A 13,909-nucleotide genomic window follows, 5' to 3' on the forward strand; every position below is an offset into this window, starting at 1 on the left:
GAGGCCGCTCCTCGCGCAGAAGACCCGCTAGCACTTCAGGCTGCGATAGACGTTTTGCAACACCAAAATAACTGCTTATCCTGCCGCAGCGAATTACGCCGTTTAATTTGGCCGTTGCTCAGCACGCCTCCTGCCAGCGTAACGCGCCGCCCCGCGCCAAGCGCGCAAGGTCTGCGCTATTTAGACGCCCTGCAGCGGGAGAAAACGCCATGAACCAGCCGCAGCTCCTCACGCTTGGCATTCTCATACTGGCCACAGTCTTCGGCTTGCTGCGCTGCATCTTGCGTCAACGCCGTGCGCCAATGTCGAAGCTTCGATTCGCGTTTTTACTGATCGCGCAGCCTGCACTGGCTGCGTTGCTCTATCTTGGGCTATACCCACCGCCCACGGCCGTTACTGCAGACACACTAACCGTCTTCACCGCAGAAGCGCCTGTTTCAACACCTGCGAAAGGATTACGCATTGCGCTTCCAGAAGCACCGCCAGCCGTACAAGCACAGCGCTTTCCAGACCTTGCCAGCGCACTGCGCCGCTTCCCAAACATAAGCCGGCTGCACATCGTTGGCCAAGGGCTTGAACTCCGCGACCTAGAAGCCGCCAAACACCGTCCTCTAACATTTAGCCCAAGCGCAAAACCGACCGGGCTGATCCAGCTTTCAGCTCCGCGCCAAGTGGCTATTGGCAATCCCTTTCAAGTATCTGGACGCGTACAAGGTATTGCACAGGGGCGTGTTGAACTACTCACGCCCGCCCAGCAACGTGCTGCGGAAACACGGTTGACCGGAAACGGTGCATTCACACTTAGCGGCGGCGTTAAAACGGCTGGGCTGGCCGTATTCCAGCTGCGCCTATTCGATGCTCATAACACGCTGCGCGAAACCTTTCCCATTACACTTGAAGTTCAAGCACCGCCGCCGCTTCGCATCCTCGTGCTGGCGGGTGCGCCCACGCCAGAGCTTAAATATCTGCGCCGCTGGGCACTGGATGCCGGGGCCACACTGCACACCCGTATCAGCGCCGGTGACGGCTTAATACTCGGTGATGCGCCCCTCACACTCAACATCGAAACGCTCAACCGGTTTGACGCAGCCCTGCTCGACCAACGCAGCCTTGGCACGCTTTCCAGCAATGAGCTACGCAACCTGAAACAAAGCGTAGAAACCGGTTTAGGGCTGCTTATTCGCACCGAATCCCCTCTTACAGCAGGCGAGCGCACGCGCCTACGCGCGTTGGGGCTAGCGCAGCCAAGCGGCACTTGGCAGGCGGTTGGACGCGGGCGTATCACCACCGTGCAGGCCAGCGATACCTACAAGCAGGTGCTGGCTGGAAAATCTTCCCAGCATGCACAGTTTTGGAGCCACGCTTTTACCGCCATCGCCCGCCCAGGCACGCAGCCCGAAGCGCCCAGTATTCCGGCGTTTATTTGGCCAAACGTCGCAGCCCAACTGTGCGGCCTAGCAACAAATGCAGGCGTCATTGCCCCAAACAACACGCAAGTTCCGCTTGCAATTGACCCCGCCACTGGCAGCCGCCGCTGCGCCGCGTTCTGGCCCACCCAGCCCGGTTGGCATCAACTAAAATCAGGCCGCACAAGCACCGGCTTTGCTGTTTTGAATAACGAGACAGGCGTAGCACTGCGCGCCCAACAGCGGCTTGACGCCACCCAAGCACTTGTCAGCGCGTCTTTCCCTGTTCAAGCAAAGCGGCTCACCCAGCAAAACGGCTCCCCATGGCCTTGGCTAGCGCTGTGGCTGACGCTTGCCAGTGCTGTGTGGTGGCTAGAAAGACGCTCTTAGCGCTTTTTACGCACGTACAGCACTAGCGCATGGTCGTGAATCTCATAACCATGCTCTGCGGCAATTTTGTGCTGCAGCACTTCAATTTCATCGCTATGAAACTCAATTACCTTGCCGGTTTCCACGTCCACCATATGGTCGTGGTGTTCACCGCGATCTAGCTCGTAAATGGCCGTACCGCCTTCAAAATTATGCTTTAGCACCAGCCCGGCCGACTCAAACTGGGTGAGCACGCGGTAAATGGTGGCCAGCCCAATTTCTTCGCCTTCAGCCAAAAGTTGGCGATAAATGTCTTCTGCGCTCATATGGCGCGGGCGCGCGTGTTCTAACAGCTCCAAGATACGCAGCCGAGGATGGGTGACTTTCAAACCGGCTTTGCGTAAATCCTGCGACATCGGGAGTGCTCCTAGTAACCGACATGAGAGTGTATCATCGACGTTTCCGTCACTGCTTCACTACTTGCCCATGCGAAAACTGCTTCCCCTCGTTCTTGCAACCCTTTTGGTGAGCGGCTGCGGCCTGCTGTACAAACAGCCGGTCTTTCAAGGCAACCTCCTTGAAAAAACGTCGGTAGATCAACTGCAGCCCGGCATGGACCGGCAGCAAGTGATGATGCTCTTGGGCACCCCGTCCATTCGCGATCCCTTCCATCAAAACCGCTGGGACTACGTGGCCAGCCAGCGCATTGGCCGCCGCAGCAAAACCGATATTAAAACCCTCACCGTCTTTTTTGAAAACGGCCAGCTAAAAACGTGGGAAGGCGAATACTTCCCAGAACAAGACTCCGAACTCGCCAAAAATGCCATTCGCTACTTTGGCCCGAACCTCGCCAAAGATAAAAAGAAGCGCCGCTAAGCCCTTAGCCGCGGCGGAAGCCTTCTGCCCGCTTTCTGCGCGCCTGCTTTGGGTCTAACCGAAGTGGGCGCAGCAGCTCAATACGATCCCCTTCGTGCAGCACCGTCTGCGGCGTTGCGCTGATCGAATACACTGAAAGCGCCACAAATTCCGCATCCAGCGCCCAGCCCGCCGCCTGCATGGCTGCATCCACCGTTGCGAAGGCCGGAACCTCTACAAACACCTGCTCGCAGCGATGCGGCCAAGCCCGCACCAGCTCAACCCGCATGGCTGGCCTCCTGCTCCGCTTCGCGCACAAAATCATTCACCATACGGTCGGCAAGGCTTTGCATGCCCAAGGCCAGCGCCGGAGAAAGCAACCTGCTTTGCGGCTCAAAATCCAACTGCAGCACCACTTTGCACGCAGTTTCAGCCAGCGCGTGGAACTCCCAACGCCCCACTAACCGCTGAAACGGCCCGTCGTGCAGCACCATATCAATTTGATGCGGCGGGCTAAGCGTATTTTCGGTGGTAAACCATGTATGGAAACCAGAAATTCCAAGGTCGAGGCGCGCCAGAACGCGCAGTTCGTCCGATTCCAGTACCTGCGCCTGTCTGCACCAATTGAAACGGCGCGGATACGCCGCCACATCATTTACCAATGCAAACATGCAGGAAGCCGAATGTTCAACCAAAGCACTGCGCGTAATTACGGGCATGAAACCATCCAAACAGGGCAAACTCACCGAAACGCGATCAGATCGGCGAAAATAGCCCCATGAGCAAAAAGAAAGACAAGGATAAAGCAAACAGCGGCACGATCGCGCTCAACAAGCGCGCGCGTCACGACTATAGCTTTGAAGAAAAATTTGAAGCCGGGCTTGCACTGCAAGGTTGGGAGCTTAAATCCATCCGTGCCGGGCGCGCCAATATTGGCGACGCCTATGCCGTGCCGCTGCAGGGTGAAATGTTCCTGATCGGCTCGCAGATCACCCCGCTGATCCAAGCCTCCACCCACGTTGTCGCCAACGACCGCCGCACCCGCAAGTTGTTGCTGCACCGGCGCGAGATCGACACCCTTATTGGCCGCATCCAGCGCGACGGCTACACCGTTATCCCCACCGCGCTGTACTGGAAAGGCAACAAGGTGAAACTGGAACTGGCGCTGGCACGCGGCAAAAAGCTGCATGACAAGCGCGAAGCCGATAAACAGCGCGACTGGAACCGCGAAAAACAGCGCGTAATGCGCCGCCACAACAAAGACGCATAATCAGCCTATGGAATACAAAACCCTCCCTGTTGCGCTGGTGCAAGAGCGCCACCACGGCAGCGCCGAAGCTAATTTGGCGGTAATCGAAACCCGCGTGGCCGAAGCCGCCAAGGCAGGGGCCAAACTTGTGCTGCTGCAAGAACTGCACAACGGCGCCTATTTTTGCCAGCACGAATCGGTGGGCGAATTTGACCAAGCCGAACCCATCCCCGGCCCCAGCACCGAGCGTTTGAGCCAGCTCGCCAAACAGCATGGCGTGGTGCTGGTTAGCTCGCTGTTCGAAAAACGCGCCACTGGCCTGTATCACAACACAGCCGTAGTCTTCGATGCCGACGGCAGCACTGCGGGCAAATACCGCAAGATGCACATCCCAGACGATCCTGGTTTTTACGAAAAATTCTATTTCACCCCAGGCGATCTTGGCTTTACCCCCATCGACACCAGCGTTGGCCGCCTTGGCGTACTGGTGTGCTGGGACCAGTGGTATCCCGAAGCCGCGCGCCTCATGGCGCTGGCCGGTGCCGACCTATTGCTCTACCCCACCGCCATCGGCTGGGACCCAGACGATGCGCAAGACGAAAAAAACCGCCAACGCGATGCCTGGGTGCTTAGCCACCGTGGCCACGCCGTAGCCAACGGCCTGCCGGTGCTTTCCTGTAACCGCGTTGGCCACGAAGCCTCGCCACTGGGCGCTTCCGGCATCGACTTCTGGGGCAACTCTATTGTGCTTGGCCCACAGGGTGAAATCATCGCCGAAGCAAACACAAAAGAAACACTCTTGCTTGCTGATGTGGACATGCAGCGCAGCGAACACGTGCGCCGTATCTGGCCGTTCCTGCGCGATCGTCGCATCGACGCCTACGCCGATATCACCAAACGCTACCGCGACTAATTTGAATGACCCTTGAAGAAACCTCCATCGCCGAGCAACCCACCATCGAAGTGCAACGCGACGGCGTTCACTACACCTTACTGGGCACCGCACACGTCTCCAAAGCCAGCGTGGACGCTGTTCTGCAGGCGATTGATAGCGGCAATTTTGATGCCGTTGCGGTAGAGCTAGACGAACAGCGCCACAAAGCCCTCACCCAGCCGGATTCACTGGCTCAGTTGGACTTGGTAAAGGTCATTCGAGAAAAGAAAATTGCCCCGTTTGCCGCCAGCCTCGCACTGGCCGCCTATCAGCGCCGCCTTGCCGAACAAATGGGGGTTGAGCCGGGCGCCGAACTTAAAACCGCCGCACTAGAAGCCAGCGCGCGCGGCCTGTCTATGCAGCTAATCGACCGCGACGTGGGCATCACCTTTCGCCGCATCATGCAGGGCCTAGGCTGGTGGGACCGCATGCAACTTATCAGCAGCGTTGGCGCGGGCCTGTTTACCAGCGAAGAGGTATCTGAAGAAGATATTGAACGCCTGAAAGAAGGCGACATGCTGGAATCAAGCTTTGGTGAATTTGCCCAGCAAACGCCAACCCTTTATGCCACCTTGATCGACGAACGCGACCAATACATGGCCGCCAAACTGCGCCAGCGCAGCGACGGCGCCAAACGCGTGCTGGCCGTAGTAGGCGCTGGCCACCTCAAAGGCATGGCGAAATACCTTGCCGAAGACACCCGCGTACCTGAAACCCTTACCGCCGAACTTGCCGCAGTAAAAAAGAAGCGCAACATCCCGTGGATCACCCTCACCCTAATGCTACTGATTTTTGGCGGCATCACTTGGGGCTACCTACACGGCGGCGTCAACCTAGGCCGCGACCTGCTTTTGCAGTGGGTCATCTGGACCACCGGCTGCACCGCACTGGGCGCGCTTATCGCCGGGGCCAACCCATTTGCGCTCATCGCCGGAACCATTGCCGCCCCCTTCAAACCCTTCCGCCCCGGCCTACCTTCCGGCATGTTCAGCGCCTTGGTTGATGTGCGCCTGCGCAAACCCGCCTACCCCGATTTCCTCGCCCTGCGCGACGACGCACAAACCCTGCGCGGCTGGTACAAAAACCGCGTCACCCGCGTCGTCCTTGTATTCATGCTCACCAACCTTGGCACCATCGCTGGCGAATGGATGGCAGGCGCACGGATTTTAGGGAAGCTGGTCTAACGTTTGACGGAAGAGCCCAGATACGAATTGTTAGGTGCTGCCTTAGCGACTCTCAAAGTGGTGCCAGATGCGCAGAATAACCAATGCGCTGTCATGCACTGTATAGCGGACAACATACCTACCAAAGGTGAAGTCACGCACTGTATCCGGTTGTGGCGCTTCAGCGACACTCCGCCCCATCGCAGGAAACTGGCAAAGGTGATCAATACGCGACACTAGATCCGCGGCGATGCGTGCTGCAGCGAATGGGTCGTGAGTTGCGATGAAAGCGCGAAGGCGTACAAGGTCAGCGACAGCCTCTTGAGAATAGATGAGCCTCACTCACCCACCTTGGGAGGCAGCAGCTCATTGGGGCTACCCCAAGATTCCAGCCACGCATGGACGGCTTGGCTAGAGACAACCTTGCCTTGGGCGACGGATTCCATGGCAGCCAGCGTCTCGCTCCAGCGCAACTGCTCCTGCTCCTGACGCGCGACGAATTCTCGAATGGCTTGGTTGACCAGCCAATTCTTGCTGCGATGGAGCTTGTCTGCCATGGCCTCAAGGCCACTTTCAACTTCGGGCTGCAAGCGAACAGTCGTTACGCTCATAGACGCACCTCCGGAACGATCTGAATGCACTGTATTACATTGCATTCAAGTACACAAGAAAGGAACGAAGGAGATGACCGGCTCATTATGGCCGCTCTAGAAGAAGTTGCGCGTGCGCAAAATCAGCAGAAGGGTGTGGCACATCACCGCCAGTCTTCGGCGGCTTAGCTCTGCCATATAGGAACCTCACTTACGCAGCCGTCGGCGTCAACTGCATGCCCAGCGCGTGCATGACCTTCAGAACGGTAGCAAAGCTGGGATTGCCTTCTGCCGACAACGCACGGTAAAGCGATTCCCGCGACAGCCCTGTTTCACGTGCCAATTGCATCATGCCGCGTGCGCGCACTACCTCGCCAATGGCTTGAGCGATGTAGCTCACATCATCACCGCCGTCCTCGAACACAGCCTCCAGAAACAGGCGGCAATCTTCGTCGGTTTGTAGGTGCGCTTGCACATCGAATTGTGTGGTCTTAGTGGTCATGAATCCCTCTACCCCACCCTCCTCAATACCCAAAACTCGCGGTAGTTCAGGCCGTCATCGCATAGGCTGCCGGTACGCAGCACCTTGAAGCCTGCACTCACAATCGTATTTGCTTTTTCCAGAAAACCAACTTCGGTGCTTTCGGTGTTTCGTGTGCCTTGGCTTTCCAACAGCACAATACCGCCGGGTTTGCAGAAGCTGTACAGCTTTTTGCCGAAGGCATCTAACGGCATGCCAATCCAGTGATGCACGGCGCAGGCAATCACCAAATCAAACGCTTTTGTAAGCTTGAATTGGTCGAAGGTGAGATGGTTCAAGTCGATATGCGAATGCCCTAGGTGCGCCGCCACCTTTCTACCTACATCAATACAGCTCTTAGAAATATCAAACCCGTAGCCATATTCTAGCTTGTCTGCCAACCCCATCAGCAAGAAGCCGTGGTTACAGCCAATGTCCAGCGCACGCGCTTTGCTGGGCAAAAACTCTTCCAAGTTGTAAATACCCAATCGGTGCATGGCGGGCCGGGTACCGGGAAGCATCAATGGCTCAAATGACTGGTACGGCAAGCCATAATCACCAAACGAATACTGAAGCGCATCTTTGCTGTATCCAGCCCATGCTTTTTGAATGTCCTGGTGCAGCCCAACAATGGCCTGCAACGCAGCATCGCCTGCCTTCGGCAGCGCCTGCAAAAACCGCTGATAGGCACGCACCGCATAAGGGGAATAAGGGCGCGTATTACACGCCTGCCACAGGCTATGGCAAGCCGCATCCACCTGCCCCACCTGCAACTGCGTTTGCGCTTGCGCCAGCAGTAGTTCGGCCTTGAGTGGGCCAACTTTTTCTGCAATCGAGCTTAACGCTTGCGTATGCCCTGCCAATGCAGCGTCGACTTGCCCAGCATGTGCATACAGGCGTGCCTGCGTAGAAAGCTCAAGCGCCTGTTCGCGCCCATCTTCGCTCCACGGTGCCTCTTCGCGTTGCTGCAGGGCTCGTTGCACTTGCACCTTATCTGGCGCAGGTTGTGCGGCCAGCACTTGCCAGCCCCGCTTGCGTACGTGCAAGCTCTCTGGAAGGCGTTTTTGTACTGCCTGTTGCACAATTTCAGCTTCCCACCACAGGCCACCACGCAGCAATACATCCACCGCTGTCATGCGAATGGAAAAATCACCCGGCGCAAGCTTTGTGGCCATTTGTAGTGGCGCAATCGCCTGCTCCAAATTGCCATGCCAAAAACAAAATTCAGCGAATAGCCGCTGGCTTTGCGCGTCTAGCGGAAACCGCTGCCCCAACGTCTGCAGCTCCACACCTAAGGCCAAATGCGAAGCACCGTCTGCAAGTTTGGCACGGAAATCAGCCAATTCCTGCATGGCCGGACCATCTCCACGGTAGTCAAAATACCCGCGCGCCTTGAAGAAATTATCGGCCAGATCGCCCCCAATGGCCTGGAGTAACGCATAGGCTTGATCGTGCAAACCGTATAGGCCATCTAACACAAAAGCTAACTTCAATCGTTGTGAATCAGTGAGTTTCGCCGTGCGCTCAAGATTAGGTAGCAGCAGCACGTTCGCCTGTTCCAGCACAGAGCCCTCAGGTTCACGGGCAAACGGGCGCAGTTCGGGTGCGCGTGTGTCAATGGCAGAGTGGAACACCGGCTTAGCCAGCTGATGCATACGGAACCCGTTTTGCGCAGCCCAATAGCTCAGTTCCGCAAAGCTGGTCTGGCGCTCATAGAGTTGCTCAAATAAAACTCCTACTTGAATCAGCAGCGTATCGGCTAAAACACGTTTGCCATTTTCAAGAATGGCCAAACTGTCGTTACGCGGCCCCAGCAGCAGGCAATCCAAGTGAGTCATACCGTCAATTTGGTCTAATGCGACGGTACGCACTGGAAACTCGGCCAGCACCTCCAAATCATCGGCTTGCTGGGCGGTGAGCTGTGCTGCGGGCAAAGGCTTCAGCGTGCTGGTGCAGTCTGTGCTCATACAGCCATACAACACCGTAGGCTGGCCATCCCCCAGTAGCATGTCTTTCACATATTGCAGGCGCGGGTTTTGCAACTCGCTGGGCGAAGGGTTGGCATCGCCGGTGACATCGAATGACAGAAAATTGAAGGTATTAAGCCCCATCAACTTATCTGCATTACCCATACGCAGCAGCAGGCTGGTGTTATCCAACACATTAAGCGGTGTATCCAATACCCATTCGAACTTGGCGGTTTTACTGGGCTGTAAGTCCAGCGTATCACCGTCATAAAGATGGCCTGGCAGCGGCTCTGGCAGCACATTTGGAACATCCAAACGTGGAAACTCAGCCACTGCCTGCTTATAGCCCTGCATCATCGGGGCAAATTTATCGCGAAAGCGCTCACCTAGCCCCATAAAGCGGTTGGTGATGGGCATGGGCGCATCCCAAGACACAATAGGGCCAAGGTCGCCTAATAACGCTGCATTTTCCCCCACCACAGATTCGTAACTCTGCGCGCGCTTCAGCCCCAGCTTGCCTAATAGGTTTTCCATCACCTGCTGTGGGTTAGTGACCAGCTCCCCGTACTCTACAAGGTAGATAGGGTTCGGTAGCACCTGCGTCCAGTGCTCCATTACTTTTTCAGTCACCGCGATCTGCCGCCCTAAGGAGGGCTGGTCATAGCTATAGCGGTTATCTTCGGGTTTAGCATACATTTGAAAATAGCCAGTAACGGCCAAGTCAAGCACATTGCGAACACAAAAAATCACCGGTACTTTGGGGGCCAAAAGACCAATATGCCCGAGATACCACAAGTCACCGGGAATGGTGGTGACCCGTAGCTTGCCGTCATCACCGCGCTGCTCTATATAGCGCTGCGATGCCTGCGCAATGCTTTCGGGGGTTTGTTCGGCCAGCCAAGTGGCCAAGTTGCCGCCATAAGATGCGGTAAGCGAATCGTTGAACTTGGCGAGTAAATCCCCTTCACCCGCCAACTCCACGCCTTCCACACCGCGAAATAGCGACTCCACTAAACTCTTCCCGGAACGCGAAAGCCCCGCCACAATCACCTGCGGCACCTTGCTGCTGGCAAACGGCGAGAGCTGTTGAAACAGTGACGCCGTGTAGTGATTGCGAACGAACGTCAAATTGCCGTCAAACGTCGCAGCATTACTAGGTGGCAAGCTTTCATGCACCAGCTTATTGGCCTGCTCAAACAGATCGAACGCGCGTGCATCTTCGCCCAGATCCAAATATGCTTTGCCTAACGCAGCCAGCGCCTGCGAACGCATGCTTGCAGACAGTGTCGCATCTTCCAAGTACCGGCCAAGGATGTCGAAGATAGGGCTATCGGCCGTAATGGTTTGCAGAGAAGCTAAGGTTTGATACAGCGCGGCGTTCTCAGGGTCTTGCTGCAATGCGCGCATGAGGTACTGCTTGGCCAGCGCAGGCTGTCCAGCCAACATCAATGCGTTACATTTCAGGCTCAGCAAGGTCAAATTGTTAGGCTGCTTTTTTTCAGCCTCATCGAGATGTGCCAGCGCCTGTAGTACGCGGGCTTTCAGCGGGTTGCGCAATAAACTTTGCGCCAGCGCCATAAGCAACTCGGGCGTGCGCATGCCTTGGTCATAGAGCTGCTGATACACCGCCTGCGCCGCTTCCCAGCGCTCAAGCTTGACCAACGTATCACCGTAATGAGTCAGCACGGCAATGTCATTAGGGTGCAAAGTGCGAAGCTCAGCCAGCAAAGACTCCGCTGCTGCATATTGCTCTTGTTGGTAGAGCAGCTTCGCCTGCGCCAACTGCTGCTGGTAAACCTTGCCCGCATTGTCGGCAGGTTTAACGAAGGGGAGTGCAGCTTTTCGATGCTTGGCCATGAAATTCCCTGTTGTGGCGTAACGGGTGCGCGCTCACAAACCTTAGTTTGCCGATGGCTTACAAGTCAACGTGCTTGCGTTCCAGCGTGCGCTACGGCTCCCGTTCATATGCGTCAAGCCTGAAACACCCCCTTCAGAGAACTTTAGCCAAACCACAAAAATTTTTTCAAATCTGCGAACAAAGTCTCAAATCACAACATTTCCCTCAAGAAATCATGCACTCATCCGTTACCGGGAGCAACGGAGCACACGGTCACATTGCCGGGCGCTCCTGGCAACCACAACCGCAGCGAAGGAAGGAATCCGGAGCTGCAAAAACGGGAGAAATGCACCATGGCTATTATCAATACCAACGTTATGTCGTTGAACGCACAGCGCAATCTGGCTGTGAACAGCGCCAGCCTTGGCACCACCATTCAGCGCCTGTCCTCGGGTTTGCGCATCAACAGCGCCAAAGACGATGCCGCAGGCCTTGCCATCGCCGAGCGTTTCACCACGCAGATCCGTGGCCTAGACCAAGCTGCACGCAATGCCAACGACGGTATTTCATTGGCGCAAACGGCAGAAGGCGCGCTGGGCGAAGTGAGCAACAACCTGCAGCGCATCCGCGAGTTGGCGGTGCAGTCGCGCAACGCCACCAATAATGATAGCGACCGCGAAGCCCTGCAAAAAGAAGTCACCCAGCTGAAAGGCGAAATTGACCGCGTGGCCAAGCAGTCGGCATTCAACGGCACCATGCTGCTAGACGGTAGCTTCTCTGCGCAGGCCTTCCAGGTGGGGGCCAACCAAGGCCAAACCATTGATCTCACAGCTATTATCAATGCCAAAATTGATTCACTAGGCACTTGGGATAGCGTAACCGTACCTGCCGACACTGGCATTTCTGGCACGCTAACCGAAGTCGCCAGTGCCGCCTCTGCAGGTACGTTTGTATTGAAGGTGGGCACCGTTACTGTTGCCAATCTTGCCGTGGCAGCAGGCGACGCACTCACCGCCTCTGCGGTGGATGCGGCCATTGCAGGTAACGCTACCGCACTTACCACCGCAGGCTATACCAAAACGGGTACAGCCGCCGATGGCACCTTACGCTTCAGCCGCACTGACGGAACCAACTTTACGGTAAGTGCTGCTGCAGCGGGCGGCGTATCGGCCGCCATTTTCTCCAAACAAGCCACCTTTACCGCCCCCACCGCCAATGGTGAAGCCGCCACTACCGGTAAAGTAGGCTTTGAATTCTTGAGTATTGCCACCACCGCAGGAGCCGACAATGCCATTTTGGCCATGGACGCCGCGTTAAAAGACGTAAACGCGACCCGCGCAGACCTAGGCGCTATTCAAAACCGCTTTGAATCGGTGATCCGCAACCTCACCACCACCTCGGAAAACTTGAGCGCCTCACGCAGCCGTATCCGCGACGCCGATTTTGCCAAAGAAACCGCCGAACTCACCCGCACGCAAATCTTGACCCAAGCCGGTACCGCTATGTTGGCCCAAGCCAACCAAGCCCCGCAGAACATTTTGAGCCTACTGCGTCAGTAATGCCCTAAAGAAACCTAAACAACGGCCGTTAAGAGCCTACAGGACGATGTAAAAACCAGTTTTAGCGGAATTTTTCTGACAGGAGTCACAGTTTCACACATTCGGTCTCAAGCTGCTTCAACTACAGCCGTTACCGGAAATAAGCAAAGAACACCCCCGTTCTTGCGTACCCCCAGCAACTCAACACCACCAGGAGCCTTACCATGGCCATTATCAACACCAACGTCATGTCGCTGAACTCGCAGCGTAACCTGGCGGTTAACAGTGCGAGTCTCGGCACCACCATTCAGCGTCTATCGTCGGGCCTGCGCATCAACAGCGCCAAAGACGACGCCGCGGGCCTTGCCATTTCTGAGCGGTTTACCACGCAGATCCGTGGCCTAGACCAAGCCGCGCGCAATGCGAATGACGGTATCTCGCTGTCGCAAACCGCTGAAGGTGCGCTGGGTGAAATTGGCAACAACCTGCAGCGTATCCGTGAGCTGGCCGTGCAAGCACGTAACGCCACCAACAGCAGCGACGACCGCGCCGCCCTGCAAAAGGAAGTGGCACAGCTTAAGTCTGAAATTGCCCGCGTAGCCAAAGATACCTCATTCAACGACACCAAACTGCTGGACGGCAGCTTTACTGCGCAGTCGTTCCAGGTGGGTGCCAACCAGGGCCAAACCATTGATATTTCCAGCATTGCCAATGCCAGCATCACGCAATTGGGTAGCTGGACATCGGCAAGCACCACCACCTACACGCAGACAACTGCAGCCAACACAGTGGGCGCTACCACCGCAACACAAGGCGCCTCCATGGTGATCAACGGCGTCACGGTTTCCATTTCCGCCAGCGCTCGTTCTGCAGCGGCTGCCCAGACGGCGTTTGTTGCTGCGTTCAACACAGCCAAAGGTCTTTCGGCTAACGCTGCTGCGCTAGGTAATGTCACAATGTCGGCTACCGGTGCAATCACATCTACCGACAAACAGCTGACCGTCGGCACCATGACCAACGTCACCGGTATGACACCTGGCACCACCACGGGTACAGCGACTGTTGTAGCAGGTTCTGCACAAACAGGTTTCAATAATCTGAGTATTGCCACGGTCTCGGGTGCCGATAACGCCATCTTGGCCATGGACGCCGCACTGAAAGATGTGAACGCCAGCCGCGCGGATCTTGGTGCCATTCAGAACCGCTTCGAGTCGGTGATCCGCAACCTCACCACCACCTCGGAAAACCTAAGCGCATCGCGTAGCCGCATCCGCGACACCGACTTCGCTAAGGAAACCGCCGAGCTAACGCGGACGCAGATCCTCACCCAGGCCGGTACTGCTATGTTGGCCCAGGCCAACCAAGCCCCGCAAAGTGTGCTGAGCCTGCTGCGTTAATTTGAAGAGACACGTCAAGGATGACACCGCTGGCTCCGGCACTCTCCCGCCGGGGCCAGCCCCTTTCACCACTGGCTGCTGACT

At 56.5% G+C, this 13,909-nt stretch carries 14 protein-coding genes and 1 pseudogene; 8 read left to right on the top strand and 7 right to left on the bottom strand.

Annotation, left to right across the window (positions count from 1 at the left end; translation table 11 throughout):
- Both KUL77_RS08105 and KUL77_RS08110 read left to right on the top strand, forming a co-directional pair.
- Window positions 1–213 (top strand): annotated as a pseudogene (locus KUL77_RS08105) (hypothetical protein); the annotation flags it as partial.
- Complete coding sequence (locus KUL77_RS08110) at window positions 210–1,796, top strand: hypothetical protein (protein ID WP_297145535.1); 1,587 nt, start codon at window positions 210–212, stop codon at window positions 1,794–1,796. The pseudogene KUL77_RS08105 and the gene KUL77_RS08110, both read left to right, overlap by 4 nt.
- Here KUL77_RS08110 and fur read toward each other — a convergent pair.
- A complete protein-coding gene (fur, locus tag KUL77_RS08115; RefSeq protein ID WP_297145538.1) occupies window positions 1,793–2,191 on the bottom strand; it encodes a ferric iron uptake transcriptional regulator in 399 nt (132 codons plus the stop codon). The two genes, KUL77_RS08110 and fur, sit on opposite strands and share 4 nt — an antisense overlap.
- Window positions 2,192–2,261: 70 nt before the next feature.
- On the opposite strand from fur, the gene bamE reads away from it, so the two are divergent.
- Window positions 2,262–2,651: an outer membrane protein assembly factor BamE gene (bamE, locus tag KUL77_RS08120; protein ID WP_297145541.1), complete on the top strand. Its 390-nt coding sequence runs from the start codon at window positions 2,262–2,264 to the stop codon at window positions 2,649–2,651.
- Window positions 2,652–2,655: 4 nt separating this feature from the next.
- Here the strand turns inward: bamE and KUL77_RS08125 are convergent, their stop codons facing one another.
- Together KUL77_RS08125 and KUL77_RS08130 are read right to left on the bottom strand one after the other, a co-directional pair.
- Window positions 2,656–2,919 (bottom strand): RnfH family protein, encoded by a 264-nt coding sequence (locus KUL77_RS08125; RefSeq protein ID WP_297145543.1) that lies wholly within the window; start codon window positions 2,917–2,919, stop codon window positions 2,656–2,658.
- Window positions 2,909–3,349 carry an SRPBCC family protein gene (locus tag KUL77_RS08130; RefSeq protein ID WP_297145545.1) on the bottom strand — a complete coding sequence of 147 codons (441 nt, stop codon included), beginning with the start codon at window positions 3,347–3,349 and terminating at the stop codon, window positions 2,909–2,911. The genes KUL77_RS08125 and KUL77_RS08130 overlap by 11 nt, the downstream gene beginning before the upstream one ends.
- Before the next feature lie 59 nt (window positions 3,350–3,408).
- On the opposite strand from KUL77_RS08130, the gene smpB reads away from it, so the two are divergent.
- From smpB to KUL77_RS08145, 3 genes are read left to right on the top strand one after another with little or no spacing between them, the layout of a single operon-like run.
- Window positions 3,409–3,900, top strand: a complete 492-nt coding sequence (smpB, locus tag KUL77_RS08135; protein WP_297145548.1) for an SsrA-binding protein SmpB — start codon at window positions 3,409–3,411, stop codon at window positions 3,898–3,900.
- Between the two features lie 7 nt (window positions 3,901–3,907).
- Window positions 3,908–4,792, top strand: a complete 885-nt coding sequence (locus KUL77_RS08140) for a carbon-nitrogen hydrolase (protein WP_297145551.1) — start codon at window positions 3,908–3,910, stop codon at window positions 4,790–4,792.
- Window positions 4,793–4,797: 5 nt separating this feature from the next.
- On the top strand, window positions 4,798–5,997 hold the full coding sequence (locus KUL77_RS08145; RefSeq protein ID WP_297145554.1) for a TraB/GumN family protein: 1,200 nt from the start codon (window positions 4,798–4,800) through the stop codon (window positions 5,995–5,997).
- A gap of 42 nt (window positions 5,998–6,039) precedes the next feature.
- Here the strand turns inward: KUL77_RS08145 and KUL77_RS08150 are convergent, their stop codons facing one another.
- The 4 genes from KUL77_RS08150 to KUL77_RS08165 all read right to left on the bottom strand — a co-directional run bounded on the left by KUL77_RS08150 (window position 6,040) and on the right by KUL77_RS08165 (window position 10,910).
- Window positions 6,040–6,318 carry a type II toxin-antitoxin system RelE/ParE family toxin gene (locus KUL77_RS08150; protein ID WP_297145556.1) on the bottom strand — a complete coding sequence of 93 codons (279 nt, stop codon included), beginning with the start codon at window positions 6,316–6,318 and terminating at the stop codon, window positions 6,040–6,042.
- Complete coding sequence (locus tag KUL77_RS08155; protein WP_297145559.1) at window positions 6,315–6,587, bottom strand: ribbon-helix-helix protein, CopG family; 273 nt, start codon at window positions 6,585–6,587, stop codon at window positions 6,315–6,317. The genes KUL77_RS08150 and KUL77_RS08155 overlap by 4 nt, the downstream gene beginning before the upstream one ends.
- Window positions 6,588–6,777: 190 nt before the next feature.
- Entirely contained in the window at window positions 6,778–7,068 is a 291-nt protein-coding gene (locus tag KUL77_RS08160) for an addiction module antidote protein (RefSeq protein WP_297145562.1), read from the bottom strand.
- Window positions 7,069–7,076: 8 nt separating this feature from the next.
- Window positions 7,077–10,910, bottom strand: a complete 3,834-nt coding sequence (locus tag KUL77_RS08165; protein ID WP_297145565.1) for a sulfotransferase — start codon at window positions 10,908–10,910, stop codon at window positions 7,077–7,079.
- A 333-nt stretch (window positions 10,911–11,243) separates the two neighbouring features.
- On the opposite strand from KUL77_RS08165, the gene KUL77_RS08170 reads away from it, so the two are divergent.
- Both KUL77_RS08170 and KUL77_RS08175 read left to right on the top strand, forming a co-directional pair.
- Window positions 11,244–12,449, top strand: a complete 1,206-nt coding sequence (locus KUL77_RS08170) for a flagellin (protein ID WP_297145568.1) — start codon at window positions 11,244–11,246, stop codon at window positions 12,447–12,449.
- Window positions 12,450–12,652: 203 nt separating this feature from the next.
- The gene (locus KUL77_RS08175) at window positions 12,653–13,825 is read left to right on the top strand and encodes a flagellin (protein WP_297145571.1); all 1,173 of its coding nucleotides are present in this window, start codon (window positions 12,653–12,655) and stop codon (window positions 13,823–13,825) included.
- The last annotated feature ends 84 nt before the right edge of the window (window positions 13,826–13,909 follow it).

It is taken from the genome of Thermomonas sp. (assembly GCF_019104945.1).
GTDB lineage: Bacteria > Pseudomonadota > Gammaproteobacteria > Xanthomonadales > Xanthomonadaceae > Thermomonas.

Excerpts from the sequence above, each read along its gene's own strand:
- smpB (WP_297145548.1), top strand. The coding sequence starts at position 3,409 with ATGAGCAAAAAGAAAGACAAGGATAAAGCAAACAGCGGCACGATCGCG.
- KUL77_RS08125 (WP_297145543.1), bottom strand. The coding sequence starts at position 2,919 with ATGCGGGTTGAGCTGGTGCGGGCTTGGCCGCATCGCTGCGAGCAGGTG.
- KUL77_RS08145 (WP_297145554.1), top strand. The coding sequence starts at position 4,798 with ATGACCCTTGAAGAAACCTCCATCGCCGAGCAACCCACCATCGAAGTG.
- KUL77_RS08155 (WP_297145559.1), bottom strand. The coding sequence starts at position 6,587 with ATGAGCGTAACGACTGTTCGCTTGCAGCCCGAAGTTGAAAGTGGCCTT.
- KUL77_RS08110 (WP_297145535.1), top strand. The coding sequence starts at position 210 with ATGAACCAGCCGCAGCTCCTCACGCTTGGCATTCTCATACTGGCCACA.
- KUL77_RS08140 (WP_297145551.1), top strand. The coding sequence starts at position 3,908 with ATGGAATACAAAACCCTCCCTGTTGCGCTGGTGCAAGAGCGCCACCAC.
- KUL77_RS08130 (WP_297145545.1), bottom strand. The coding sequence starts at position 3,349 with ATGCCCGTAATTACGCGCAGTGCTTTGGTTGAACATTCGGCTTCCTGC.
- KUL77_RS08170 (WP_297145568.1), top strand. The coding sequence starts at position 11,244 with ATGGCTATTATCAATACCAACGTTATGTCGTTGAACGCACAGCGCAAT.
- bamE (WP_297145541.1), top strand. The coding sequence starts at position 2,262 with ATGCGAAAACTGCTTCCCCTCGTTCTTGCAACCCTTTTGGTGAGCGGC.
- fur (WP_297145538.1), bottom strand. The coding sequence starts at position 2,191 with ATGTCGCAGGATTTACGCAAAGCCGGTTTGAAAGTCACCCATCCTCGG.
- KUL77_RS08160 (WP_297145562.1), bottom strand. The coding sequence starts at position 7,068 with ATGACCACTAAGACCACACAATTCGATGTGCAAGCGCACCTACAAACC.
- KUL77_RS08175 (WP_297145571.1), top strand. The coding sequence starts at position 12,653 with ATGGCCATTATCAACACCAACGTCATGTCGCTGAACTCGCAGCGTAAC.
- KUL77_RS08165 (WP_297145565.1), bottom strand. The coding sequence starts at position 10,910 with ATGGCCAAGCATCGAAAAGCTGCACTCCCCTTCGTTAAACCTGCCGAC.